Here is a 25,888-nt window from a genome sequence, read left to right on the forward strand (position 1 = left end):
CCCCCTTATCTACCCCAACTTCCTCACTTTGAATACAAGCAAGCAATTTCTCCCCTGCCACTTGCCCTAACTTGCGGATGGCTTGTTGCAATTGCTGGCGCTGATTCAATGACAAATTCAGAAAATTTTCAGGATACCCCTGAGTACAAAGGTGGTAACTCGCCAGAATCAACTGTTTTCGTACAGCTAGCCCCAAGGTGTTTAGATAACTAGCATAAGCGTTTTGTAATTCTACTGCGATCGCTCGAATCGCTTCTTTTATTGCTGCAATATCCCGTTCAATTCGCTCGATTGCTCTTGCCATACCTTTTCGTTCTTGCCCATGTGAACTATTACATAGTACAAATGTACGAATTTATTTTAGGATAACTTTCCAGAGGATTTTATATTTTAAATTAAATGCGATATTTCGCGTCTCTACTAATAAAATACAGGTCAGGCTATTTGCTTGACCTGTTGGATAAAGAGTCATTAGTCATTTGTCGTTTGTCCTTTGTCCTTGCTAAAGACTAATGACCAATGACTAAGTATTACTTGCTGCCTATTTGTGCAGCGACTTCATCAGCAAAGCTAATTTCTTGCTTTTCAATGCCTTCGCCCAGTATATAGCGGACAAAGCGGGTAACTTGAATCTCTTCGCCTAATTGCGCCTTCGCTTGCTTCACCAAGTCTTCCACGGAAATACTTTGATCGCGAATGTAAGGTTGATCGAGCAAAGTCAATTCTTTCAGACGTTTTTCAATTCGTCCCTGAACAATTTTTTCTTTGATGTTATCTGGCTTGTTCGCCAAATCATCCTTGCCCATTTCAATATCTTTTTCCTTTTGGGCAACTTCGGCGGGGATTTGGTCTACGCTCACATACTCGACATTTGGACAAGCCGCAACTTGCATTGCAGTGTTCCGTGCCAAGCTTTGGAACTCTTGATTGGTAGCCACTGACTCAGTTTGAGAACCCAGTTCTACCAATACACCAACTCGACCGCCAGTATGAATGTAGCTGTCTACTACACCTTGTGTGCCTTCTGCTAGTACAAAATTGATAAAGCGGCGCACTTGGATGTTTTCACCGAGCGTAGCAATAGTTTGCTTGATGAATTCTTCTACAGTTGCACTTTCATGTTCAATATAGTGTTGAGCCAACAAAGACTCAACACTATCAGCAGTCGCAGCTTGCTTTGCTAGGTTCTTAACTAAAGCTTTAAAAGCCTCGTTACGAGCAACAAAATCGGTTTGGCAGTTGATTTCTATGAGTACACCCACCCGACCACCGGGCTGAATGTAAGTGTCTACTAGACCTTCTGCCGCAACGCGATCACTTTTTGCGCCCGCCTTAGAGATGCCCTTTTTCCGTAGCCAGTCTATGGCTTCTTCTATGTTGCCATCAGTCTCTATCAGCGCCTTTTTGCAGTCCATCATGCCGGCACCAGTTTTTTGGCGTAGCTCTTGGACGAGTTTTGCAGATATTTCCGCCATGTTGCCTCAATTCCTAACTTGACCTCGAGTTGTAATCGCTCATGGGTGTTGAGTATTTCTATCTTACTCAGGGCTGGGGTAGAAAAAATAATGAAGTTATAAGGTATGACTTTTTTCGCCTCTACCTTAGCCTACCATTTGCCGCAGGCTAGGACGGCTTGCTGCTAATCTGCCAGCCACCGCCCTCCTTCGGACATTTCCTGCACCCCTGCTTTACTTATTCCTCTGTTTCCTCATCGGGAATTACGGCGTCAGTATATTCGGTTTCTTCGTAGTCATCGTCATACTCACCACCATCGTAATCTTCGTAATCATCTTCAGCCTCAAGCTGACCGTGACGACCTTCATAAATGGCATCTGCCAATTTTCCAACTATCAGCTTAATTGACCTGATAGCATCGTCATTTGCCGGGATGGGGATATCTACTACATCTGGGTCACAGTTTGTATCCAGCATGGACACAATAGGAATACTTAGCTTTTGACATTCTTGAACTGCGTTATATTCCCGGCGTTGGTCTACAATCACCACGATATCGGGTACTTTCCGCATTGTTTTAATACCGCCCAAGTATTTTTGGAGCTTCGTCATTTCCCGACGTAGCATTGATGCTTCTTTTTTCGGTAATAAATCTAGTGCGCCAGTTTCCTCACGGCGTTCTAAATCTTTCAGACGGTCTACCCGTGTTTTGATGGTTGTCCAGTTGGTCAACATTCCGCCCAACCAGCGTTGGTTAATATAGTGGGAACCACAACGGGTAGCTTCTTGGGCAATAATTCCAGCGGCTTGACGCTTGGTGCCGACAAAAAGAAATTTCTTCCCTTGTTCTGCGTGCGATCGCATGTAGTTGTAAGCATTATCCATCAATTGGGCAGTTTGCACCAAGTCGATAATATGCACACCATTGCGGGAAGTATAAATGTAAGGAGACATTTTTGGGTTCCAACGCCGGGTCTGATGCCCAAAGTGAACCCCTGACTCCATCATTTGAGCCAATGAAACTACTGGCATATATTTTTTAACTCCGATTCGGGTTAAACCTCCATCCAAGTGCATTTCCCAACTGGGAAACACCCGAATTCTCAGATGTGCGAGATTAGTTAACCATACTAGGTTAGCATATTCTGAAGAGTTCTAGTTGGTTGACATGAGGGCGAGAAAATAGCGCTGCCCACTCAACAATTGGGCAGGCCATAACGTTTTCATGTATGGTCTAAAATACTACTCGTTTCTTGCTGATAACGCTTGGGAGTTGTGTGTAGCATTCGTTGAAACACAGATGTCATGTGACTCTGGTTGCCAAATCCGGCTTCTGCGGCTACCTGTGCCAGCGATCGCCTTTGGTTTTGTAACAGTTGTTGGGCAAGTTCCAGCCGACACCGGAGGACATATTGATAAGGCGACAGTCCAGTTGTGACTTTAAATGCTCGTGCAAAATGGTAGGGACATCGTTATTAGAGAAATTTGCAACTCAGGATAAGGTCAAAGTCAAATGGCCAATTCAACAGCTTCTTACTGGGATTTTGAACGAGTAATCATGGCGCATGGCAGCATAATCGAACAAGATGGTAAATCTCAGTTTAAAGCAGGTTATGAGTGGTTTTTAGAAATGCCCTTGTAGCGATACTTCTAATAAATACAGTAGCCGTCATGGTTATAAAATCAATGCTACGAGATTATTGTAGAACAACTCTACTTCTCCCTAACTTGAGATGTGCAAGCTTTTCAAAATATAACTAGATAACTCACAAAATCCTTCGCCTTCGGCAGCGTTAGTAATATAAACAGGCTGATGTTTCAACTGATTTACGTATTCCAGTACGTTTGCTACGCCTACAGAAACAGGAAAATAACGTCGATCAAATAAACTTTCATCATTAGGACTATCGCCCACAGTGACAATTTGTTCTTGTGAATACTGGGGCAAATATTCACGCAATACCTGCAACAATCCCACAGCTTTATCTTGGCCTTGGGGTTTAATATGACACTGCACGTTGCTATAGGTAAATCCCCAACCCATTTGCTGACAAAGATTCTCTAGGGTTTGTAGTTCCTCTTGATGCAAACCAGCTACATCAAAAGTCCAATCAGTGATGCGAAAGCGATTATCAACAGATTCTTGGATTTGGGGAAATTTAGTTTGTAAATTCTCAAAAGTTGTAGCCAAGTGCTGGCGATGTTTAACTAAATCGGGAATGGGTGTTAAGACTACTGGTTCCTGGTTTCCAGGCGGAAAGTACAAACCACCATTTTCTGCCATAGCACCTGCCACTGGCATAATCGCACTCAATCCACTCACCCACCCAGCAGAACGTCCTGTGACAATCAGCACCTTAATATCAGCTGCCGCTAAATCCTCTAAAGCTTGCAGCAGTGCAGGAGTAAATTTTCCTCGTTTAGTCAGAGTGCCATCCATATCTGTGGCTATCAGACGAATATTGCTAAAGCTTGTAGACGAAAACTCAGACAGGGCAAGGATGCTCTGATGTGTAGACATAGGTGGTTTGTAAAAGGCTGTAAAAAATATTAATGATACAGCAAGATGGCATTGAAGATTTGGGCATCCTAAACATCAGGAGTCAAGTTTTTCAGTTTCCAACCATGTCCACTTCGATATTTCTTGCCCAAACCTCCGGGACAAAGACTAAAAAGGCATCCCAGGAAGTGCCAGCAAGTAATCCTCAAATACCACCATTATTGTTGGTAACTTCAGGAGGGCTGGCTTTAGCGGTGATTGCTTTGATTGTATATAGTATGCTCCAGAAGGATAAGCTGGAGAAAAAACTTAAGTTTGAACAATTCCGCGCGCGAGAATTAGAGAAAAAATTTAAGCTGGCGCTGGAAACGATTCGCAAAATGGAAACTAATCCTGATTTGGTCAACTCACGAGACTTTAACCTGGACTATCTGCGAATGCGGATGGCAGAAGAGGTGTTTCATTTTGCAATCCTTAATCAAGTGAAGATTCAGATCAAAGAAAAAGTTACTCAAGCCCTGCGTCCAAATCAAGCACAAGTTGGATCAGTCGGAATTGCTAATAGCACTGGACGACAAGTAGATGAAATTTTTGATGTCGAGTATGAAACTGGTAGTCCAGGGAACAGTGCTAAAAAAGTACTATTTCGGATTCAAATCCGGTTAATGAAGTTACCAACGCAGGCGACTTCTGCAACTATTAGTCAAATTATTGACTGTATAGAAACTTACCTAAGCCCCATAGAAAATGAAGATAGTTGGCAACCAACAATTCAAGGTCGGATTGCTACTATGCATTGGGATCAAAAGGCTAAACCGACACCTCTACTGGTGCTAGAGCAATCAAATGAAGGCGTGAATGTGACTTTTCGTACTAGTCGCCAACCAAATGCTCCAACTCCGCCAAACCAACCTGGAATGAAAAAATCAGGCTCGGCTAGACAATAAATTATGGCTGTCATTGGTCATTAGTCATTAGTTATTAGCCATTGGTCATTCACAAAGGACAAATGACTAATGATTAAAATCATGGCTGAATAACTGCATTGGGGGAATTACGGGTTAAAAGACCATCTTCCATTTCTACGATGCGATCGGCTATATCTAAAATGCGGTTGTCGTGTGTCACTAATAAGATAGTAGTTCCCTGATTTTTGGCTAAACTCTGCATTATTTCTACGACATCGCGTCCTGATTGTTTGTCTAATGCTGCTGTCGGTTCGTCTGCTAGCACCAGTGGGGGACGATTTACTAAGGCGCGAGCGATCGCAATTCTTTGTTTCTGTCCACCAGAAAGATTGTCTGGGTAGTAATCAACTCGTTCTTCTAGACCAACAGACCCCAGCATAGCTTTTGATTTAGCTACTGCTTCTGTTTGAGAAATATTATCATTCAATTCTACCGCCATTTGCACATTTTGCTTTGCTGTTAAGAACCCTAGCAAATTGTGAGCTTGGAAAATATAACCAATGTTGCGTCGCATCTGCACCAGTTTGTTTTGACTGACGCCAACGAGTTCTTCACCTAAAAATTTTAAACTTCCTTCTTGTACAGATCGCAAACCACCAATTAAGCTCAGTAATGTGGTTTTCCCTGAACCTGATGGCCCGGTCATAATTACAATTTCACCTGGATAAATTTCTAGGTTGATGTCAAATAATATTTGTTTTCTCAGTGCCCCTTTGCCATAATAATGGTTGAGATTTTTAATGGCAATTACAGGTTCTTTTTCGATCATATTTTTATTAGTTACAAATTAACATTTTTGAAATTTAACTGTAGTACCTGCCAAAAATCAAGCTTTCTTAATTATTGATTATAAACTCTAGTTATCAATAATTTATTTTAATTAATATTGACTTAATTAAAATATATCTGCTGGATCGGCAGAACGTAACTTTCGGATTGCGATCGCACCAGAAATAATGCACATTAGCATAGTCAAAATCAACACCATTACTGCCCGATCAAAACTCATAAAAACTGGTAGAAGTGTTGCATTTCTGGCGCTATTATACATAAGAAAAGCAAAAACTATTCCAGGTAAATATCCTAAGATTGCTAATAGTAAAGCCTCTTGAAGAATGACAGTTAATAAATAATTCTGTGTATAACCTATTGCTTTAAGAGTAGCGTACTCAGCTAAGTGATCTGCAACTTCTGTATAAAGGATTTGATAAACAATCACAGTCCCCACAATGAAACCCATGACAGTCCCTAATGTGAAAATAAACCCGATAGCTGTACTATTTGCCCAATAATTACGCTCAAAATCAATAAATTCTTGCTTAGTTAAAACATTTACTTCATTAGGTAAATATTTTCGTAATTCTTGGGCAACAACGTTAGCATTGGCTCCCGGCTTTAATCTGATCAGCCCAATATCAATTAATCCTCTTTGACGATTGCTGAATATTCGCAGAAAGTTAATATCACTTGTAATCAAATTACCATCTGCGCCAAATGATGCACCTAATGTAAATAGTCCTTCGACTTTAATCCGCCGCCTTCGCACTTCTGCTGTTACAGTCTTTCCTTGGTCATAATTAGCAGCAATTGGCCCATATTCCACTCTAGAAGAACGATCAAATAGAACTACATCAGGCAGTTTAAGTTTATCTAAATTTTCCTGAACTCCAGGTAAGTTAACTATATTAGTTTCTGGGTTCATTCCAAATATCAGGATACTACGAGGGCGGCCTGTTACAGGATTTTTCCAGATTGTAAAGTCCAAATATATCGGATGTACCGATTCTACTGCGGGTAACTCTAAAGCTTTATATAACCGTCTTTGAGAAAAACTCCTCATAGCCAGAACAGCACTGGATTGGCTATTGATTAAAACAATATCGCCCTGTAAGCTGTTATGAAATCTAACGTTACTATAATATAAGGCATCTCGGAAACCGAGTTGCATAAACATCAAAATATCAGCAAAGGAAATTCCTGCTAAAGCCACAGCTAGGCGAGTTTTTTCTCTTGTCAGTTGTAGCCACGACAGAGGTATTTTTTGACTCATTTTATAGGCATCCAAGCACAGCTAGCAATTTTAGATTTTTCATTGAATTTATTCGGATGACTCGGATCGAATTTATAGAATGCTTAGAATTAATTAGGCAGCTTGATTCAGAACATTTGTAATCCAAAATATCAAATCATAAATTGGTATTACTGCTCGCCAAGAACTTGATTAGTTATTAATATCGACAACAACTTTGGCGTAAGTTAAACCAGAAACTTTCTGGCTATCTTCTGGAGACAGAGCAATTTTCACTTCTACGACTCTGGCATCCACATCTGCTGCTGGATCTGTATTCAGCACATCTTTTTTACCAATTTTTCTGCCAATTTCAGTGACAGTTCCCTTTAATTCGCCGCTAAATGCTCCATTATCGCTGCTGATAGTGGCGTTTTGACCAATACGCACTTTACCAATACTGTCTTCGGCGACTTCAGCAATCACAAACATTTGGCTGGTTTGTCCAATTTCAGCAATGCCATTTGCACCGATCGCTTCGCCTGATTTGGTGTAAACTTTTAAAATCTCTCCAGCGATTGGTGCTTGAACGTAGCTTAACTTTAATTCTGCTTCGGCTTTTCTGATATTTGCGATCGCATTACTAACTTGGGCTTGCGCTACTTGCACATCGGTAGGACTAACGTCTAAAATTCTGCTCAGTTTGGCCTTTTCTTCATCGATTTGTCTTTGCAAAGTTGCTACGGCTTTATCACGATTAACTTTGGCTTCGATTAGCTGCTGTTGTAAAGTTGCTAAATTTTGTATTTGGGTAGCTCTGGCTTCGGCAAGTTGCTGTCGTAGAGTTGCCAATGTCTGTTTCAGAGTAGCTTGGCTTTCGGCCACCTGTTGATTAGAAGTTACTGCACTCAAGCGTCTTCTATCCCGCTCTTGCTGAGAAATAGCACCTTCTTTGTATAAATAATCATAGCGTCCGGCATCGACTTGAGCATTGCGCTGTTCGGCTTGAATACGTGTAAGCGTTGCTCTAAGAGCATCTCTTTGCCCACTGAGTTCAGCTTCTAAGCGATTCACGGTTGCTTGTTGGACAAGTTTATCACCACTTAACTGAGCTGCAATCCGCGCGATTGTTGCTTGCCCTGCATTCCTTTCCCCAATTAACTGCGCTTGTAGGCGAGCAATAACTGCTCTTTGGGCTTGAATATCTCTTGGAGATCCGGCTTTGACTTGCGCTAAATTGGCACGGGCTTCTTGTACTTTGGCTTTTGCCTCTTGTAGTCCGGCTATTTGGGTATCGCGGTTATCCAAAATTGCGATAATTTGGCCTTGCTTTACCTGTTCACCCTCTCTCACCAGAAGTTGCTGAATTCGTGACGATGGTGCTAATCCTGATGATGGGGCGGACAATTTAACAACTTCGCCTCGCGGTTCCAAACGCCCTACAGCACTAATGCCATTGCTAGATGGCATTACGGGGACAGATGTAGTTAATTTTCTTAACTGCTCGATTTTAGCTGTACCTAGTATCCCAGCAGCGATTACTATTGGCACGGCTACAGCGATGCCCCACCAAATCTTAGGTTGTTCTTGATTAAATGCCTGCTCACTTGGCTTTGGCTTTTCAGTCACCCTTGACATAGTATGTTGCCCATTTACCTGAATTGTGCTGATGGAAGTAAAAATAAAAAGGTTTTTAATCAACAGCCAGCCGCTTAGGACAAACAACAGTGGTTTAAAGCTGGGTATGGCTTAAAATCCATCGCGTGATGAACGCTTAACACTATGGCTTTACAAAATGGTGTTTTCTATAGTGCTTCTTGTTTGTATGCAATACATTTTGACCTCACTTCCATTCCTCTCTCCTAAAAGGAGGGAGGCTTTGAGGCTTACTCCCCAACGCTAGCTCTTAAGAGAGGCTGTTCTTGTTAGGTCTGTGTTGATACTGAGAAACGCTATAGTAGCTGGCTATTTAATAACTCTGAGTATTATTGAGACATGAGTGCAATGGACGTTAGCAAAATTCACAAGCAGTATGAATCTAGATGTATAGACGCGATGTATTGTGTCTATACACAAAATCCAAAATTGGTATGATGCAGTACTTTACTGCTACATTCACTACGGATATAGTTAGTTACAAAATTGAAAAGAAACGTCAAAAATAGACTGTTGCCAATGCTTGATACAATCTTGGTACAAAAGTTAGTTTTCCTTAAGTGAATCAAGGACTAATTAACTAAAAAATATCTGTCAACTTGAGCATTTCTAACATTAGAGTTTCCTTAACTTTCTGGTCAATGACTTAGCTGTCTCTAGTTGCTTGCACTACCTACCAAGACAACAAACCATTTTGTGATATTCGCTTCAAAGACCTTACTATTCTCCCTGTTGCTGTTTTGGGACTCATTAAACTCTCGTTGAATGAATTCTACATTTATCCGTTACGCGAAAACGTAACAGAGCCTACAGATGAGGGGGATGAGGGAGATGATTAAGTAGGGAGATCGAATAGAACTGTGGTCATGTAATTTTCTGCCCAAGCTGGGCCAAAGGCTTTTTCTAGTACACGGCGGGTTTTATCGTTTTGCTGTTGTTTGGTGCAGTAGTTGTGTTGTCCGGCGAGATTTTGTGTAACTTGTTCAGATGAAACAGGATGTGAGGCGATCGCTTGGGTGCAGTGAATGCCTAAAAATTCTCGCACCCTCGAGAGAAATATTGTTTCTTCTTCTGGGGAACTGGGGCGCACAAAAATGCAAAAATCTGAAAAAATATCTCCCCATTCAGGTAATTCACGGGGTTGGGAAAAGTTAAGCACTGTTAGCTGTGTCAGCGCAGAAGTATAAGATTCTGGTAAGGTGCGCCCTAATTGGATAGGAGAAAGGTCTGCGATCGCTGCACTAATTTGCCCTCTACCCCCAACTAAATCGCAACCAAACATCGGTAGGTTGTATTCTAGACGGGGAAACATCACGCAGTGCAAAATATCCAGCATATTTCCGATTTTTGCCAGTTCCAAATGCATTTTTCGGAACTGTGGCGTTTGATAGCAACGGTTTTCAATTGTCAGTTTTTCCCCTTCTAGTCTACCTTCCACATACCCCAACTCATCAGGCAAATGGTAGGGCGATAAATCCAGGTGCTGATGCCAAGCTGCCTCAATACAATCAGCTAGCTGACGAATTAGGGGATGTTGTTGCTCACGCAGCGAGGGTATAGAAGTAAATGACATATTCTAGTTGGGAATGCGATCTAGTGGCCAGTCTACAACCTGTTGTGCCATAGCTGTTGTGGTCTGCAATACAAGCAAATACTTGCACCCAGGCAACATGAAGAGTGCTGAGTTAAAAGCACTCGGCACTTAACACTGAGTAAGGTAAAGTTATAAGACAAAAGATATTAAAGTCGAGTATTAAATTACTGAGATTGATTTGGCTTCAAGTTGCGATCGCCCATTACCGTGATGCGCTAGGGCTGCCATTCCATGTTCTTGGGCACGCAGTTCTTGATCGGATATTTCTGGCTCCTTAATATAGACCGAACTCACTAAGATATTCAAAACTCCACTTTCTTCAGCCTGACGGACAGCACGATGCGTAATTAATTCACCCACATTTAAAATCACGTTGTCTTCTGGATCAAGAATGACGCGGGTAACTGGACGACCCAGTGCAACTTCAATTCGTTGCTTCCTCATCGCCCGTGTGCTGCGTCTTTGTAGCATTTCTGCCTTCTGTTTCAAGGCTTGCCAGAAAGTGTTGAGGTTCTCTTGGGCGACGCTTGCCCCCTGGCGCACTTGAACTTTGGTTTCTAACCATGTGTCACTTGTGGTAGAACGAACTGCGGTTGCCACCAGACCAGCAGCGTTCAGTAATTCTGCTTGTTTGCCGTAAGTCTGGGCACGAGCAAGGACGGATTCAGTTACAATCTGCCCAGATGCCGCAATAATTAAGCCATCGTCAGCACGTACTGTTTGCAAGACTCTGCGCCCTCTTGCCTGCTCGATCGCCACACGTACTTGTGTTGCCAGCCCATCAACCGAGTGACGTAGGTTAGCAGCACTGCTCATTGTTGCGCTCTGAATTTGATTACTAGTAGATTCTGTTGCTGCTTTCAAATTGCGGCTGATGTTTGCAGTCAGACTGCCACCCGTGGCTCGATAGAGTTCATCGAGGATACCTATGCGCTCGGCCGCTTCTGCATCGACTAGCGTGACTGACTGCCCCTGTAGTAGCAGTACACTACCGTCTGGAGTTAGCACATCCCGCTCGACATGCTTGCCAATCACGTGTACTTTTTGCTTGGCAGGGTCAACCAAATTGTTTGTTAGGGAGGCAGCTGCATTTCGATTGAGGTCTTGCAGTTTGCTGCTAGTAGTATCAGTTGCGGCTTGTAGTTGCTCACCTGCATTCTGGCTTGCTGACTGTAGCCTGCGGTTCACGTTCTCTACTGAGCTTTGCAGTTGCTCACCTGCCGCTTGGCTGGCTGACTGTAGCCTGCGGTTAGCCGTTTGAGCCGATTCTTGGAACCTGTCTTCAGTTGCTTGGACGGCTCCCCGGATACCACCGACCTGTTCTTCCATCATCTGAGCAGTTTCTGGAGGCACAAAGGCAACATCATAACCAATTGTCAGCGTTTCGGGAGCGGGAACGAACGATCGCCCGGAGTAAGCATCGGCAAATACACCGCCAGAAACTTCGTATCCTTCCACCAGTCCACTATGCTCATCGAAGAACAAATCCACCAGTCCACCAAGGTAAAGTCCCTCAGTGGTCAGAATTCTTGTTCCTTTTAGTACGATATTCTCGTGCAGAATCTCTTTAATTGCAGGCACACGATGTACCTTAACAATAGATTCTTTCGATTTAACTATGATCGCATCTGACCCGATCGCTTGCACCTCTTGTAGGGGAATGACTTTTGCATCCCGAAACAGTCCCTTCTCTTCAACCAGGAAACCTAAAAGCTGATTACGTTTATGATCAAAAATTAAATCTATAATTCGCTGAATTTTCTTACCCTTGTCAGAGGTGACGACTACTTTATCGATCACATCACTACCTTTACGCATTTCTTTATTCCTCACAGTTATTATTGATTGGGTTGTCCAGTGACTTGTTCGTTGGTTGGCTGAATTTTTAGCTGAAAATATCGTCCTTCTCTGCCAAAACCGGGAACGATGTCAATAACACCAAAGTATTCAAGGAGTACCCCAAAGATGGCGATAAGGATGATTAGAACGGTGATGTTTGCTCCAGTATTAGAGCGCTGTCCTACAAGTCTAGGCATTTTTTTCTCTTATTTATTGTTGTTTTTTATCGCCAAGCTTGCTGTAAAAATCAGACAAGTTTGTTTGCATTATGATTAATTTGACTTACATATCTATCTCCCGACATATCCCATCGTTCACTTTGCCCTTCAAAAAGAAATAAATTAAAATAATATATTTCTCAAAGTCGATGCATTCTACTATTATTTATCCAGTTTTTTTATTTTGAAGAATAAATATTTTTAGTTTTAGCTTTAATATTATTGTAGTACTTCCAAGATAATTTTAATTAATGTTTTCTAAGCTATCGTTAACAATTAAATTTTTTCGCCCAAAAGATACAACTTATACGCTACTCAAACGTTTGCTGAAACATGATTTAAAACAGTAGACTGTCAAACTAATTTTTGTTAGTAAATTACGCAACACTTAGGTTATAGCCATTTTCAATCCGGTAAGGTACAGGTATGCAAACAGACGTAACCCCCTTTCCGAAGCGAGAAGGGGGAAAATTCAAAGCCTTTCTCCTACAAGGAGAGAGGAATGGAAGTAAGGTCAAAGTTGTACCTCACCGGGTCGAGAACCGTTATAGTTATTAGTTATTAGTTATTAACTTTGGACAAAAGACAAAGGACTATTGCCAGTAATCAGTGACATCGTATTCCAATTCCTCTAGCATGTGCCGCAGCAGGGGTAAACTGAGTCCAATTACATTGGTGTGACAGCCTTCAATTTTTTCGACGAAGAAACTTCCAAAACCTTCAATGGCAAAGGCACCAGCACACTTGAGGGGTTCACCTGTGGCAACATAAGCTTTAATTGCCTTCTCGCTCATTTGAGCAAAGTAAACTCTTGTCACTTGAGACTTGACTATAGTACGGTTTTGAAATAAGTCAATTAAGGCGTGACCTGTGTACAGGTCACCAAAGTTACCTTGCATTATCTGCCAACGAGCGATCGCTTCAGAAAAGTCTGCTGGTTTGCCGTAAATTTCACCATTGATGGACAAAACTGAATCACAACCCATAATCAAAGTTGATTCAAACTGTGGGGCTACAGTTTCCGCCTTGTATTGGGCAAGAGTTTTGACCAATTCTGCTGGTTCACTTAATTCAATTTGCGACTCATCAAAATCACTTGCTCGAACTATCGGTTCAATACCAACAGTTTGCAGCAAGCGGCGTCGGGCTGGGGAAGCTGAGGCAAGTACAAAAGGTGGAATTTTCATGATATTTCTAACAAACTTCGTAATTAGGAATAGGGCATAAGGCACTGGGCATTAAAAAGAGGCTCCAGGGGCGGGGAGCAGGAGGCAAGAAAATTCTTCTCCCTTGCTCCCTGCTCCCTCCTCCCCTGCTTCTTCTTTGTTCCCCATTCCCCAATTAATAAACAGTAAAAGAATTGACAACCTCATCAATCATTCGTTTAACTCTCGGCCAGCGTTTTTCCGGAATTGAGGCGTTGAGGGTAAAAACTTTACCACGGCTAACAGCGACGCTGGCGATGTTGTGTCGTTGCTGTTGATTGGAGAGTTTAACCTCATACTCTAAAAGGTAGTATATTTTCCCGTCTACTTCTCGCTGTGCAGCATTGACTAATTCAGCTGAACGACCAGAGTCAGGAGGCGCAAGAGCTGCTTTTCCCAACTTATATCCTACTTCTGTTGGGGTTCCCAATTCTGACAAAGTTTTGCCTTCTGGAACTGGGCTAATCACAACAGAAACATTTTCAGACACCTCAATCAAATCGTGGAAAACTACATCTGGGCCGTTGGCAACTTTAACTTGCAGCCAGCCGTTAGGATATAAAAACTGATAGCCATCATTAGTGTCTACAAAGCTTTTGAGTCCAGCCGCAGCCGCTACATCAGAATTACTCAAGCTGAAGCTCAACACCAATAGCAAAATTAATATAATTCGTTTCCACATTTTTACAGATTCCTTTGGGCTGGAGACAACACCAGGCTTGTCTCATTTCTCGTTATTATTCTCGCACCAACCGACACGCTTCGGATGACGCATTATATGGGGAGGCAGGAGGCAAGCAAATCATGCTTTTATTTGAAGAAAGGATGATTTGGAGTTACTGAACTCTTGTAATAAAGGCTAATTGAAAACACAAAAAACCCCGACTTGATAGCCGAGGTAGATGGGAGAATTCCAAATGTCGATGGGATATACCGATGCCGAAATGTTTTTTCCTTAGCTAACACCAGTTAGATAGTTAAGTTTGGTTTTTGCTAAGTTATGTAAATAAATTTAACAATAATGTTACAAATAGTCAACTAGACTTGACAAAAAAAAGACTGATACATTTTATAAGAATTACTTATCAGAGACGGTATGGGATTCTTTTTGAAGATGTGGTAGATGAAGTAGCGAAAATACAATAGTTACTGGCTAAGATAGTGAGATGAAAATGAGAACCCATCTACTATAGAGAGTAGAAAAACTGAGCGATTAACTGGATAAATCAGGGTAGTTGGAATTAAGCCAGAGATTTGAGAAGCTAGCTACTAGATCACTAAAGTCTTTACAATTCCTTTGTTACCTCAAAAAATATTTCTCGATCTATGACGAATCAAGCTCCTATCCCGGTTATTGTCAACGGTGCTGCTGGTAAAATGGGCCGTGAGGTGATTAAGGCAGTGGCGCAAGCGCCAGACTTAAACCTAGTGGGTGCAATTGACCACAGTTTAGAACATCAAGATAAAGACGCTGGAGAGTTGGCGGGTTTAAGCGAACCCCTGGAAGTACCAATTACCAATCAATTAGAACCGATGTTGGGGTATGTGGCTGGCGACAGACAGTCTCCTCCAGGAGTGATTGTAGACTTTACCCATCCCGATTCAGTTTATGACAATATTCGTAGTGCGATCGCCTACGGTATTCGTCCTGTAGTTGGCACCACTGGGTTAAGTCCAGAACAAATTCAAGACTTGGCAGACTTTGCTGACAAAGCTAGCACTGGTTGTCTAATTATTCCTAATTTTTCCATTGGCATGGTGCTATTGCAACAAGCCGCGATCGCAGCTTCTAAATATTTTGACCATGTGGAAATTATCGAACTACATCACAACCAAAAAGCTGATGCTCCTAGTGGTACTGCCATTCAAACGGCGCAGTTATTAGGAGAATTGGGTAAAACTTTTAACCCTGCTCTTGTAGAAGAAACGGAGAAATTACCAGGAGCCAGAGGTAGTATAGCAGATGAAGGGATTAGAATTCATAGCGTCCGCTTGCCAGGATTGATTGCTCATCAAGAAGTTATTTTTGGCGCAGCAGGACAGATTTATACTTTACGACATGATACGAGCGATCGCGCTTGTTATATGCCAGGAGTGCTACTAGCGATTCGCAAAATCTTAGCGCTAAAGTCGTTAGTATATGGATTAGAAAAGATACTTTAAACACACTATTGCTCATTCATTACTCAGCACTCATGTTAGTACCACTGACTCGCCAGAAATTTGAACAAGTTGTCCCCCTAATTGCAACTGGTTTGCAGTACAAGTACTACTGGGGGAAGTTCTCAAATTTTTTGCAACGGCTGTTAATTTCTGTAGTTGCCGTAGTTGTTATATTGCTTGTAACAGTCATTTTTAAGCTTGAGTTTGCTTCAATAGTATTTGTGCTGGGAGTAATTAGCGCTTTTTTTTGGCTGTGGTATCCAGTGTTTCAAGCAAGTATGCGGAATTTGCAATGCCGCCGTTACAAGTATGGCGGCTTTTTTCGTGGTCGAGTGCTAGATTGGTGGATTACAGACCAATTGATGGGTAAAACCGAAACAGTCAACAGCAAAGGCGAATTGGTAATTATAGAAAATCGAGAAAAACAGATTAACCTAGAGGTGGGTGATGAAACAGGATTTAGCATTGAGTTTGTAGCACCATTACGTCCTGCCCACAAAGTTATAACTCGCGGTCAAATTGCAGAAATGGTAGTAATGTCAAATCGCCCAGATTTGAGCATTATTGAAGAATTCAGCGATATATACTTTCCTAGCCGTGACCTGTGGGTTAACGATTATCCTTATTTACGGCGAGATTTCTTTAACGAAGTTGGTCGCCGCCTGCGTGAAGACCAACAACAAAAGCCACGTCGGCGTCGTAGCACAGAAGAGTAAACTAGTCAGCAATCAAAAGATTTGCGAACTGGAGAATCCAGGTTCCTTGCTCGGCACTAATTAACAAAAATATCTGGATCTTCAATATTTTAAAATAGTATTTGCCATAGAGAGTCCGATAGAGCCGACGTTCCTAACTCCCGCGATTTCCATCTTGTCCATAGGCTTGCCAAGCCAAGTCTACCAATCCATCAATGATCGCTGCTGCTACAACTGCATTACCTTTGCGGCTATCAATTGTAATGTGAGGCACTAGGGAGTCTCGTAAACGCCCCTTCGCTTCATCAAAATCTACAAATCCCACTGGAGTTGCAATTATCAAAGCAGGTCTAATTTCCTCAGCTTCAATTAAATCAACCAGTGCTGTTAGTGCTGTTTGCGCTTGTCCCACCACAAAAATGCCCTCTGGATAACGCCTTGCTAAGGTTTCTATTCCCCATGCTGCCCGAGTTTTTTCTTTTTGAGGACGTGTCAGAGCTTCCATGCTGCAATATAGAGGATTAGCAAAGGTGTTTTGAATCTCGTAGGCAATACCTACTTGCACCATTGGGACATCTACCACAATTGTAGTACGCGCGGCTAGTGCTGCTGCTCCTGCTTGCAAGGCACGCTCAGAGAAACGAATCAAAGACTTATACTCAAAGTCAGCTGTAGAGTATATTACCCGACGTACAATCTCATACTCTGCGGGTGAAAAAACATGATTTTCAATTTCACTGTCAATGATTGCTAAACTTTGAGCATCAGTTACGTGCCATTCCATTTTTGTTGAGCTTCTCAAATATTAGCTTTCAGCTTATCAGCTTCAGAGAGTGAGTAGTTAGGAGTTATAAGTTAATTAAAAACTCCTAACTACTCACTCATAACTCATTACTGGAAGAAGACCGACTGAAAACAGGAGATAGGTAGGCAACCAAGACGCCAATAAGAAACCCAGAGATATTGCGAACTAGAGGTAACCAATCGCTTGTGCGTGTCACCACTGGGCCAATGCCAAAAGCAAGAAACAAGATTCCCCACAAAGGTGAGAAAATTAAAGCCCATTGCCAAGCGAAAACTTGTCCTTTCTCGCGGGGTTGAGCCGCAAATCCACAAATCACCCCACCAATAATTGAGGTAATCAAGGTGAGAATCCACTGCTCTCGTGGCAGTCCGGGGACAACATTGCAACCACCCTTGAGTAAACAGCCTTTAACTGATTCTAAAGCTTGCAGAATGGCTTGGTCTTCGCCTTGTTCGCGGACAAAGTACAAATTACCGAAGCGGGTTTGCAGTTCTATCCAAAAAGTCCGGGGTAAAAGTTTATAAACAGCATCGCCAACGCTAAAACTGAGGATGTTACCGCCACGAGAATCGGCAACTAGTAGAATGCTTTTGTCATCCAAACCCCAATATTTTATGACTGCGCGACCTGGGGTGCGGTCATACTGGGTCAATACTCGCAGTTTCCAGCCCGTATCGGCTTCAAACTGCTCTAAATCTTTGACAAGCTTTTCTTCTTGCTGCACAGGAAGAGATTTTGCTAAGTCTACAACTGGGGTAAAGGTGCTAGGAAGTAAGTCAGGATTGTCATAAGCCAGTGCTGGGGGAGAATGCATGACCCAAATTGACCCAGCCAGGAAAAATACTGCAATGAATACCAGAATTCGTCGCCAAAAACAAGATTGCATGGACGTTTTTATACAAATATCAACGGTAAAAGCGAACAAGTTGTTTTAAAAGAGTAGTGGAAAAGTGATACTTCTTTACACTTGTTTACTTTACTCTAATCTAAGGGATCAAAGCAAAGCGTTTTTGGGGAGTGGGGATTGAGAGTAACGTTTGTGATAACTTAAGATGTCAATCAGTTTAAATACTCAAAATATTTTAATGAAAATGATAATCGGGGATGGGTAGAGGTGTAGCAGGCAATTGTTGCATACCTCCTACCCCAGTTTTTAATTATCATTATCGCCAAAATTTTGAATAACTCAAAATTGACTAAGCCATAACAGAGTTCTCCATACAATAAAAGGGGAATGATTAGAGGTGAAACATGACTAGCAAAGAATTATTAATCCAAGAAATAGAAAATTTACCGCCGGAGTTGCTAACAGAAGTACTCGATTTGATACGTTCTATTAAGGTTAACTATACAAAAAAGGAGTTGGAACCAGGTAAACTTGAAACCATCTCTTTAAGCGATTATAGAGAAACTTCTAGTGATAAAGATAAAGAGCAACTTACATACCGTCCTGCTTCGGGACGCTCCATCCTTCGACACGCTGGCACTTGGGAAGGTAATGACTTTGAAGAATGCCTTCAAGCAGTATATGGTACCCGTGGTAAAGCTAAATTTGATGACGAAAACCTATTTGAATAATGTATTTAATTGATACAAATCATTGTAGTACCATCATTTTAGGTGAGCCAAATGTTATCCGTCGCGTGAATGAAGTTGGAGAAAATAACATTGCCACTTGCGTAATTGTCCAGGGTGAACTGACATTCATCATGGAAAAATCCCAACGCAAGGAAAATAATCTGGTTCGCTTGACAGAATTTTTAGAAGATATTCGGGTTTACCATATAACAGAAGAAACAGCAATAATTTACGGTTAAATCAAGGCAGCCTTATTCAATCAATTTGCACCCAAAGATAAAAACAAGTGGCGAAAAACTAAAATTGTTGATTTGGGTTTTGATGAAAATGACATTTGGATAGCTGCTATTGCACTGCAAAATAATTTAACTATCGTTTCCAGTGATAGTGACTTTTTGCGAATTCAACAGGTAAGAACCTTTTCGCTGGAATCTTGGGTTTGATTTGCAGCGTAGAGCTATAGCTGCATAATTAACTAATGCCCTTTTTTTAATCAATCTTCATCATCAAAATTGGTTTCCCAGCTAGCGGCGTCGCTGTAACTGTCATTAGCGCGGTACACTTCTGCTTTGATCCGGCGATTTTCGTGCTTGAGTACTTCTCGTTCTCGCAACGTTAGTGGTGATTTTTCATTGCTTGGCAAGCGATCGCTTGTTCGCCTTGTGGGTTTTTGGCGCGTGAAGTTTCTCCAAGCAGCTTTCGCGCCAACAAAGATGCTGCGTGTACCTACTTGCAGATTTTGAGCCTGTTTTCTTGCACTATCAAGGCTTTGATCGACTTGTTTCACGACTTGATTAGCACTTTTTACACCTTCACTGACATCATCAGTTAAATCAGTGATTTCCAAACCAGTCACACGGATAGCTTCTAGAGTGGGTGGTAACTCGCGCGAGAGTGTATCAAATAGCTTCTCTGCACTACGAGCAGCGCGTGCTAACTCCTGCAAAGTCGGTATTGCCGCCACTAAAACCGCAGTCAAACTTGTGGCGACTAAGAGTAAAGAAAGTCCCAACCAAAACAGGGGGTCAATCACGGTTATGTCATTTATGAGCGTTCTAATTGCTGGGGAAGAGAATCTGAGTCTTCAACAGATGTTTGCCGCTTCAAGACTTGGCTTTCTCGTTGACTGGCATCTACACCTGCTGCGATCGCTTCCCGTAATCTATCTAAAGTTTCATCCCAGTTTCGTAGTGCGCTAGCAGATAGACGATCTGCCTGGATTTGCACACTCGTTGATAAATCCTCTGCCAAGTCTGGGATAGCATTGGCAGATTTTTTCAAAATTTTACGCGTTTCGCGCCCTGTGCGCGGAGCCACTAGCAAACCGGTCAAAGCACCGATAGTAGCTCCCAGCATCAAACCGCCAAAAAATACTCCAGAACGGTTATTAGACATCTTGTTGTTTCTCTCCTTACACCCATTTTAGGTGGGTTTTCTCTCCTTGTAAGACTTGACCGATTTTATTCAGTTAATCTATCGTGACAACATATCAGCCAAAAATGTTGCTTTTATTCATTAAAGATCAAAATCATTAATTACTTATAATTCAAAATTCACGGCGTCCCCGTCTCATCGTGTCACCGCGTCCCTGTGTCAGCACTAATTATAAATGTTCATGTGAACTTGGCATAACTCATTTTCCAACAGTTCTTTTCGCTGGTGTTAACTCTAGCCTACGAAAATAACGCTGCCAGATTTGCTGTCCTAGCAAAAGTAGACTGATAATTTGCCGCACTTGTTGAATTTGTATTTGTAGTACTTGATTTTTCTGACGTAAGTTATAAATACTCTCCTGGCTAAGATAAATATTTTCGGGTGCTTTATTCAGTGCTGCATGGGTACAACTTTCATAGGCGGTTAACCTATCTGCTATGTATGCTAACTGCTGCTTGAGTTGCCACACTCGCCAAGCCACATATAGTAGTATCAGCGAAATGAGGGTGTTAATGAGAATAACTAAAATTACCATTCTTTTTCTTCACCAATATCAGCTTTGAGGAATTTTTCTATATACTTGACTTGCTTCTTATTTAATGACTAAGAAACTAAAAAATAAAAATTATGCCATAAAGTACAGCCAGTATTATGCAATAAAAAGCAGTTAGATGATGCTCTGAGCGTTATTGAAAGGCTTTTCTAGGTGAAATTTTGTCTAACAAAGGCTGATGGCTAAAAAATTACCAATTCGCCAATTTTGTAACCACCAGAAGCCCACAGTTCGCAAAACCACAGTTACAATTGCCTTAGATTCACGACTCGGTTTGCGAAATCAACCCGTATGCTCAATAAGCCCCACCATTACTACGTTCCACTCCTTAACCTGATAATCCTAGATCATTTGCGACCTTTGTGGAATGTAAGCACGATGGTATAGCCCCTTCAACAGACGGTAGGAGAACTACACTACACTCTTTACCGGAGGCTCCCCAGCATCACCTTTATTATTGTGCTTTTACCTCTACCAGTTTTCCAGTTTGACAATTGAGATCATGTGGAAAAGCCTACGAAAAACCTAACCCCCTAGCCCCTTTCCCGTGTCGGGAAGGAGGAAAATTCAAAGTCTCTCGTACAAGGAGAGACATTTAGAGAGAGGTTTTCCAATCTGTCGCCTGAACTTAACTAACATTTTGCCTGCAAAAACCTCACTTGAGGTTCACTAAGCAAAAATTCTTGGGTGTGCGATGGGGAAAGGAGAGAGTCTATTAATTCCTCTTCCGTTAAAAAGGCTTTCTCTAATTCCCTCCTTGTTAAAAAGTGTTAAGAAGGATCAAGCCTTAACTCAAGCGTATTGCCTTTAACCTCTTCTTTGTTGAAGGCTTCCACCTGGTATTTAACTAATCCGTTACTGATAATGATTATTTTTTCTATACATCCAGTAGGAGTTTAGGATGTCAAAAAAATTACCATCAACTAATTCCTTCCGAACTATTCTTGTTGCCTTGACGATTGGATTTGTTGGGTGTGGAAATCAAACTGCAAGAACTGCATTCACTCAGACTACTACTCAGGTAAATGAGAATCTTCCCAGAGTCGTTGCAACTACAAGTGTATTATGTGACTTAACCAGACAAGTTGCCGGAAATACAGTTAACCTCACCTGCTTAATTGACGCTAGTACCAACCCCCAATTTTATAAACCAAAGCAGGAAGATCGTAGAGCCATTGAGCAAGCTAATCTTATTCTTTACAATGGCTATAATTTAGAACCAAATCTGATCAAATTAATTAAAGTGACTAAAAACACTGCACCGAAAATAGCTGTTGGTCAACTTGCGGTGTCTAAACCACAAAAATTTCAGAAAGGCGACAACAATGTAACTAATCCTCATCTTTGGCACAATACCAAGAATACTATCAGGATGGTGGAGGTAATTAATAGTAATCTGAGAAAATTAGAATCTAACGATGCAGAGGCTTATACCAGCAATACCAAAAGAATCACAAATGAACTCACTCAACTAGATAGCTGGATTAAGTCAAGAATTTCTAGTATTCCTGCCAAAGAACGCAAGTTAGTTACAACCTCTAATGCACTGAGTTATTACGCCAAAGCATACGGTATTCCATTAGCAGGAGGATTACAAGCTATTAGTTCTAACGAGAATCTGACAGATGTAAGAGTGAAAAATTTGGTTACAAATATTAAACGGGCTAAAGTATCAACAATTTTTCCAGAGGCGGCGACTAACCCTAATTTGCTTCAATCTGTAGCTAGACAAGCCTCAGTAAAAATTTCTGACAGGAAGTTGTATGCCGAGGGACTTGGTGAACCCGGAAGCGAGGCGGACACTTATCAAAAAATGATGATTGCCAATACACGCACAATTGTAGAAGGGTTAGGAGGAACGTATTTAATGTTTGAAATGAAAGCTGCTAAATAGTTATATAGCGGTTCTTAGCTGAGTAGGTACAGAACCCCAACCCTCTCTGCAAACGAGGATCTTGCTCTAATTAATCTGATAAACCGAGTTTTTGGGTTAACAGAAAATTCGGTCTATCAGCCTATTTTTTGAAGACTAAAATGCTAATACTATTTGTCTTTTAATCTGACATCAATAACAGTTGCATTGAAGTTGTAGTTAAAGCCTTCCAACTCAAATGGCATTCCAATTTTAACTTTACTGTTACCGAGAACGGGGCCATTATCAGTCAGTTGAGCTTTGCCATCTAAAGTCAAAATCAAATCGGTACTAAAATTGTTAGTTTTTGGATCTGGTAATTCTTTAACAGTGCCATCAGGTTGGGGAATATTAATTGTTCTAGGTAGCTGTTGAATGGATTTAATCTCAATCTCTCCGTGAGGTTGATTGCGGATAATCACATTTGTTTTCCCGCCTTTTTTTAATCCGTTATTGAATAATTGTTCAGGGTCACGGACATTCAAACCACGAACTACTAAGTCTACTTCTATGGGTACTGTTTTCGCACCGACTTGGGCAACAGAACCAGAAGTGCCAGGAAAGATAAAGATGCCAAATATAACTAGCAGAATTACTAGCGCAGCACCTAAATCTAAGAGGTTGATTTTGCCGAACAAGCGACCTTTTGAATCTAAAATAGCCATAAAAACTTTTCCGAGGTAATAGCGAAGTAATTGATTGTAGAAGAAGGTTTTCGATGGGAATAGTAGTTTTCCCTATTTGGTAATAACTCAAAGCGGCTGGGCGTTGCGGTTACGCAACAGTTTATCACGAGTTCGTAAGTTCGCAAGGGTGGCAGCTAACCCCTAAACTTTTGCCCGTTAAGATTGACACACCCAGAAAGTAATATCTAGTGTTTAAGCCTATCTCTAGAGGGAGTCTTTAACCCCCGGAATTCAGTAGATTTGCCTAAACATTAGCTGTATAACAACTCCTTTGATCTTGATTTAAGAATGCAACTTAGAATACTTTAAATCCGTCTCTAATTTGTCCCATCATTTTATGTTCTCCCAAAATAATCTTCAGAGCGTATTATGTTCAACTGGAATTTTGTTGCAAATTACCGTGTGTGGCGGCGTCGCTGGTTTTATCCTTTAATTTCAGTGATAGTTGCCTTGAGTCTGTGCCTGAGTACACCTCTACCTGGAAGAACTTTAGATTTCTTGCCTCTTCTACTCCAAGGAGTTCAGGCATTTCAGCTTTCTAATATATCCCCTCGCCAGGAAGTTGATCTGGGTAAGCAGATTAATAAAGAATTAGTAGGCAGTGAAGTGCGGCTTTACCGCAATCCAGAAGTTAATCGCTATGTGGAACAAGTTGGTCGGCGTTTAGCAGCTAATAGCGATCGCCCCGATCTACCCTATACTTTCCAGGTAGTTCAGGATGACAGTATTAATGCTTTTGCTACCTTGGGCGGCTATGTATATGTCCATACGGGTTTGCTGAAAACCGCAGACAATGAAGCGGAACTAGCAAGTGTACTCGCCCATGAAATTGGTCACATTGGCGGCAAACACGTAGTTAAACAGATGCAACAAAAAGCGCTCGAAAGTGGTCTATTAACAGCTGCTGGCTTAGATCGGAATACGGCAGTGCAAATTGGTGTACAGTTAGCGCGAGACTTGCCACGCAGTCGTAGCAATGAATTTGAGGCTGATCAAAGAGGACTACGAACTTTGACACGGACTGGTTACGCTCAGTCTGCAATGGTTTCCTTTATGCAAAAGCTGCTGAAACAGGGTGGTTCTGCTCCGACATTTTTAAGTACGCACCCCGGAACGAGCGATCGCATTGATGCCCTCAGACGTGCAATTAACTCTCAACCTAGTAAGGAAAATTATGGCTTGGAAAAAGCTAGTTATAAAGCTAATATTCGACCATTACTGAGGTCTTGAGGGTATTAAGCATTGGGCATTGGTTATTCCCCTTGTCTCCCTCATCCTCCTCATCTCGAATATTGCTCAATTCTTATTGCGGCGATCAACTTTGATTTTAGCTGGATCAACTCTGATCACTACATCTTCTAAGGGCAGGGTACGGAGATAATCTTTAAAAATATTAACTTGATAAACCAGGTTATTTGTGACATCTAGTCCAGTCAACCAGCCACTCCGGGGATGATAAGCGCCAGTATCTATGTCTAGCCATCCCTCTCCTTGTGCCAGTTTACCAGGAGAAACACCCGGCAAAGTAAAAGTAATGGTGTGACCGATAATAATTTGCTTATCTGGGAAGTAGGGTTTTTCAATGCTGTGAAATTCCTCTCGTATCCAGCACAGTTCATCAGCAGTTTGTTCTGCTACCGACTTGGAAGGGTCAACACCAGCATGAGTTAACCAAATATCTCCCAAGTCGAGATATGTAGGCAAACTCTTAAACCAATCCAGATGGTCATCAGGAATTGAAGCCTCGTGGTAACTGGCTACGGTAGCTTGCCCTCCACTGTACAGCCATGCTTGCATCGTCGGGGAGGAAGTTCTGTCATTGGTCAGAATGTTTAATAACATCTGCTCATGATTTCCCAGCAAACATGAGTAGTTATGTCGCTTGACAAAATTAACTACTTGTGAACTATGAGGACCACGATCAATTAGGTCTCCCAGAAAATAGATTTGATCATCTGACATGGGGGCGATCGCCTCCAACAATGTCATCAAACCTTCATAGTGGCCATGTACATCCCCAATTACAATTCGTCTGGGGCTAGTTTCGCTCATTTTCTCTTAGCTTCAATAGTTTGGCTAATACTTCTGCTACAGTTTAAGCTGTCTGGTTTCCGTAATAGAAGGTAGAAATACTGAATAAGTTTTATTTTAATTTAATTATTCCCCCATAAATAAAATTAATTTATTATGCAATGGGATAAAATGCATCGTCTTGAGTGCTAAGAAAGAAAATCAGCAAATTTCATTCGCGTTGTTAGCTTAAAATTTAAGCTGTTACTTCTATCTCAACAATGTCTAAAGATTTTTCTGCTGATATTAGTTCGCGCATCTGCAAGCACATGAATGATGATCATGCTGATGCCATAGTTCTTTATGCTAAGGCTTTTGGCGGTATAAGAGATGCGATTGCAGCACAAATGCTGTCAATTGATGCACAAAGTATGGATTTAACAGCGCAAGTGAATGGAGAAGCTGTGTCAGTTCGCATTCAGTTTGATCATGTTCTAGCAGATGCGGAAGATGCCCATCAAACTCTAATTGCGATGGTGAAGCAGGCGCGGGTGAAGACAAATTAGAAATTGGGCTAATTGATATGACTAATGCTTGGCTGTCTTTAGA

The 25,888-nt window shown here is 41.6% G+C and carries 28 protein-coding genes and 1 pseudogene; 9 read left to right on the top strand and 20 right to left on the bottom strand.

What is annotated here, in order from left to right; genetic code table 11:
- From ACFE90_RS05075 to ACFE90_RS05090, 4 genes and pseudogenes are all read right to left on the bottom strand, one after another.
- A pseudogene (locus ACFE90_RS05075) lies at positions 1-304 on the bottom strand (hypothetical protein); the annotation flags it as partial.
- A gap of 226 nt (positions 305-530) precedes the next feature.
- Positions 531-1,475 carry a translation elongation factor Ts gene (gene tsf, locus ACFE90_RS05080; RefSeq protein WP_375498339.1) on the bottom strand — a complete coding sequence of 315 codons (945 nt, stop codon included), beginning with the start codon at positions 1,473-1,475 and terminating at the stop codon, positions 531-533.
- Between the two features lie 217 nt (positions 1,476-1,692).
- The gene (rpsB, locus tag ACFE90_RS05085; RefSeq protein ID WP_375498427.1) at positions 1,693-2,487 is read right to left on the bottom strand and encodes a 30S ribosomal protein S2; all 795 of its coding nucleotides are present in this window, start codon (positions 2,485-2,487) and stop codon (positions 1,693-1,695) included.
- A gap of 191 nt (positions 2,488-2,678) precedes the next feature.
- On the bottom strand, positions 2,679-2,882 hold the full coding sequence (locus tag ACFE90_RS05090) for a helix-turn-helix domain-containing protein (protein WP_375498429.1): 204 nt from the start codon (positions 2,880-2,882) through the stop codon (positions 2,679-2,681).
- Between the two features lie 86 nt (positions 2,883-2,968).
- On the opposite strand from ACFE90_RS05090, the gene ACFE90_RS05095 reads away from it, so the two are divergent.
- Positions 2,969-3,097 carry a hypothetical protein gene (locus ACFE90_RS05095; RefSeq protein ID WP_375498341.1) on the top strand — a complete coding sequence of 43 codons (129 nt, stop codon included), beginning with the start codon at positions 2,969-2,971 and terminating at the stop codon, positions 3,095-3,097.
- An 81-nt stretch (positions 3,098-3,178) separates the two neighbouring features.
- On the opposite strand, the gene ACFE90_RS05100 is transcribed toward ACFE90_RS05095, so the two are convergent.
- The gene (locus ACFE90_RS05100; RefSeq protein ID WP_375498343.1) at positions 3,179-3,976 is read right to left on the bottom strand and encodes an HAD family hydrolase; all 798 of its coding nucleotides are present in this window, start codon (positions 3,974-3,976) and stop codon (positions 3,179-3,181) included.
- Between the two features lie 104 nt (positions 3,977-4,080).
- Here ACFE90_RS05100 and ACFE90_RS05105 point away from each other — a divergent pair, with 104 nt between their 5' ends.
- Positions 4,081-4,902, top strand: a complete 822-nt coding sequence (locus ACFE90_RS05105; protein ID WP_375498431.1) for a hypothetical protein — start codon at positions 4,081-4,083, stop codon at positions 4,900-4,902.
- Positions 4,903-4,981: 79 nt separating this feature from the next.
- Here the strand turns inward: ACFE90_RS05105 and ACFE90_RS05110 are convergent, their stop codons facing one another.
- The 8 genes from ACFE90_RS05110 to psbP form a co-directional block, all read right to left on the bottom strand.
- On the bottom strand, positions 4,982-5,692 hold the full coding sequence (locus ACFE90_RS05110; RefSeq protein ID WP_375498345.1) for a DevA family ABC transporter ATP-binding protein: 711 nt from the start codon (positions 5,690-5,692) through the stop codon (positions 4,982-4,984).
- 126 nt (positions 5,693-5,818) lie between these two features.
- Positions 5,819-6,973, bottom strand: a complete 1,155-nt coding sequence (gene devC, locus ACFE90_RS05115) for an ABC transporter permease DevC (RefSeq protein WP_375498347.1) — start codon at positions 6,971-6,973, stop codon at positions 5,819-5,821.
- A 171-nt stretch (positions 6,974-7,144) separates the two neighbouring features.
- Positions 7,145-8,569, bottom strand: coding sequence for an HlyD family efflux transporter periplasmic adaptor subunit (locus ACFE90_RS05120; protein WP_375498349.1), 1,425 nt, complete (start codon positions 8,567-8,569; stop codon positions 7,145-7,147).
- Between the two features lie 853 nt (positions 8,570-9,422).
- Positions 9,423-10,160: a phycocyanobilin:ferredoxin oxidoreductase gene (locus tag ACFE90_RS05125; RefSeq protein ID WP_375498351.1), complete on the bottom strand. Its 738-nt coding sequence runs from the start codon at positions 10,158-10,160 to the stop codon at positions 9,423-9,425.
- A 180-nt stretch (positions 10,161-10,340) separates the two neighbouring features.
- Entirely contained in the window at positions 10,341-11,999 is a 1,659-nt protein-coding gene (locus ACFE90_RS05130; protein ID WP_375498353.1) for a PRC-barrel domain-containing protein, read from the bottom strand.
- Between the two features lie 20 nt (positions 12,000-12,019).
- Positions 12,020-12,217: a hypothetical protein gene (locus ACFE90_RS05135; RefSeq protein WP_375498355.1), complete on the bottom strand. Its 198-nt coding sequence runs from the start codon at positions 12,215-12,217 to the stop codon at positions 12,020-12,022.
- Between the two features lie 614 nt (positions 12,218-12,831).
- The gene (locus ACFE90_RS05140; protein WP_375498357.1) at positions 12,832-13,425 is read right to left on the bottom strand and encodes a Maf family protein; all 594 of its coding nucleotides are present in this window, start codon (positions 13,423-13,425) and stop codon (positions 12,832-12,834) included.
- Positions 13,426-13,579: 154 nt separating this feature from the next.
- Entirely contained in the window at positions 13,580-14,125 is a 546-nt protein-coding gene (gene psbP / locus ACFE90_RS05145; RefSeq protein WP_375498359.1) for a photosystem II reaction center PsbP, read from the bottom strand.
- Between the two features lie 644 nt (positions 14,126-14,769).
- On the opposite strand from psbP, the gene dapB reads away from it, so the two are divergent.
- Positions 14,770-15,606, top strand: coding sequence for a 4-hydroxy-tetrahydrodipicolinate reductase (gene dapB, locus ACFE90_RS05150; protein WP_190943690.1), 837 nt, complete (start codon positions 14,770-14,772; stop codon positions 15,604-15,606).
- Between the two features lie 32 nt (positions 15,607-15,638).
- Complete coding sequence (locus ACFE90_RS05155; protein WP_375498361.1) at positions 15,639-16,322, top strand: phosphate ABC transporter permease; 684 nt, start codon at positions 15,639-15,641, stop codon at positions 16,320-16,322.
- Positions 16,323-16,455: 133 nt separating this feature from the next.
- Here ACFE90_RS05155 and ACFE90_RS05160 read toward each other — a convergent pair whose 3' ends face one another.
- Positions 16,456-17,085: a precorrin-8X methylmutase gene (locus tag ACFE90_RS05160; RefSeq protein ID WP_375498363.1), complete on the bottom strand. Its 630-nt coding sequence runs from the start codon at positions 17,083-17,085 to the stop codon at positions 16,456-16,458.
- 97 nt (positions 17,086-17,182) lie between these two features.
- Positions 17,183-17,992, bottom strand: a complete 810-nt coding sequence (locus ACFE90_RS05165) for a TPM domain-containing protein (protein ID WP_375498365.1) — start codon at positions 17,990-17,992, stop codon at positions 17,183-17,185.
- Between the two features lie 365 nt (positions 17,993-18,357).
- Here ACFE90_RS05165 and ACFE90_RS05170 point away from each other — a divergent pair, with 365 nt between their 5' ends.
- On the top strand, positions 18,358-18,684 hold the full coding sequence (locus ACFE90_RS05170; RefSeq protein ID WP_375498367.1) for a DUF2281 domain-containing protein: 327 nt from the start codon (positions 18,358-18,360) through the stop codon (positions 18,682-18,684).
- The gene (locus ACFE90_RS05175) at positions 18,684-18,923 is read left to right on the top strand and encodes a type II toxin-antitoxin system VapC family toxin (protein ID WP_375498369.1); all 240 of its coding nucleotides are present in this window, start codon (positions 18,684-18,686) and stop codon (positions 18,921-18,923) included. The genes ACFE90_RS05170 and ACFE90_RS05175 overlap by 1 nt, the downstream gene beginning before the upstream one ends.
- Before the next feature lie 254 nt (positions 18,924-19,177).
- On the opposite strand, the gene ACFE90_RS05180 is transcribed toward ACFE90_RS05175, so the two are convergent.
- The 3 genes from ACFE90_RS05180 to ACFE90_RS05190 all read right to left on the bottom strand — a co-directional run bounded on the left by ACFE90_RS05180 (position 19,178) and on the right by ACFE90_RS05190 (position 20,653).
- Entirely contained in the window at positions 19,178-19,717 is a 540-nt protein-coding gene (locus ACFE90_RS05180) for a DUF948 domain-containing protein (RefSeq protein WP_375498371.1), read from the bottom strand.
- Positions 19,718-19,728: 11 nt separating this feature from the next.
- Positions 19,729-20,079 carry a YtxH domain-containing protein gene (locus tag ACFE90_RS05185; protein ID WP_375498373.1) on the bottom strand — a complete coding sequence of 117 codons (351 nt, stop codon included), beginning with the start codon at positions 20,077-20,079 and terminating at the stop codon, positions 19,729-19,731.
- 238 nt (positions 20,080-20,317) lie between these two features.
- Positions 20,318-20,653 carry a hypothetical protein gene (locus tag ACFE90_RS05190; RefSeq protein ID WP_375498375.1) on the bottom strand — a complete coding sequence of 112 codons (336 nt, stop codon included), beginning with the start codon at positions 20,651-20,653 and terminating at the stop codon, positions 20,318-20,320.
- Positions 20,654-21,572: 919 nt separating this feature from the next.
- On the opposite strand from ACFE90_RS05190, the gene ACFE90_RS05195 reads away from it, so the two are divergent.
- Entirely contained in the window at positions 21,573-22,565 is a 993-nt protein-coding gene (locus tag ACFE90_RS05195) for a metal ABC transporter solute-binding protein, Zn/Mn family (protein ID WP_375498377.1), read from the top strand.
- A gap of 149 nt (positions 22,566-22,714) precedes the next feature.
- On the opposite strand, the gene ACFE90_RS05200 is transcribed toward ACFE90_RS05195, so the two are convergent.
- Complete coding sequence (locus ACFE90_RS05200; RefSeq protein WP_375498379.1) at positions 22,715-23,248, bottom strand: DUF4330 domain-containing protein; 534 nt, start codon at positions 23,246-23,248, stop codon at positions 22,715-22,717.
- 390 nt (positions 23,249-23,638) lie between these two features.
- On the opposite strand from ACFE90_RS05200, the gene ACFE90_RS05205 reads away from it, so the two are divergent.
- Positions 23,639-24,499 (top strand): M48 family metallopeptidase, encoded by an 861-nt coding sequence (locus tag ACFE90_RS05205; RefSeq protein WP_375498381.1) that lies wholly within the window; start codon positions 23,639-23,641, stop codon positions 24,497-24,499.
- Between the two features lie 66 nt (positions 24,500-24,565).
- Here ACFE90_RS05205 and ACFE90_RS05210 read toward each other — a convergent pair whose 3' ends face one another.
- Positions 24,566-25,321: a metallophosphoesterase family protein gene (locus tag ACFE90_RS05210; protein WP_375498383.1), complete on the bottom strand. Its 756-nt coding sequence runs from the start codon at positions 25,319-25,321 to the stop codon at positions 24,566-24,568.
- 239 nt (positions 25,322-25,560) lie between these two features.
- Here ACFE90_RS05210 and ACFE90_RS05215 point away from each other — a divergent pair, with 239 nt between their 5' ends.
- Positions 25,561-25,845 (top strand): DUF2470 domain-containing protein, encoded by a 285-nt coding sequence (locus tag ACFE90_RS05215; RefSeq protein WP_375498385.1) that lies wholly within the window; start codon positions 25,561-25,563, stop codon positions 25,843-25,845.
- Positions 25,846-25,888 lie beyond the last annotated feature (43 nt).

Origin of the sequence: uncultured Nostoc sp. (assembly GCF_964245445.1) — a bacterium.
Taxonomy (GTDB): Bacteria; Cyanobacteriota; Cyanobacteriia; order Cyanobacteriales; family Nostocaceae; genus Nostoc.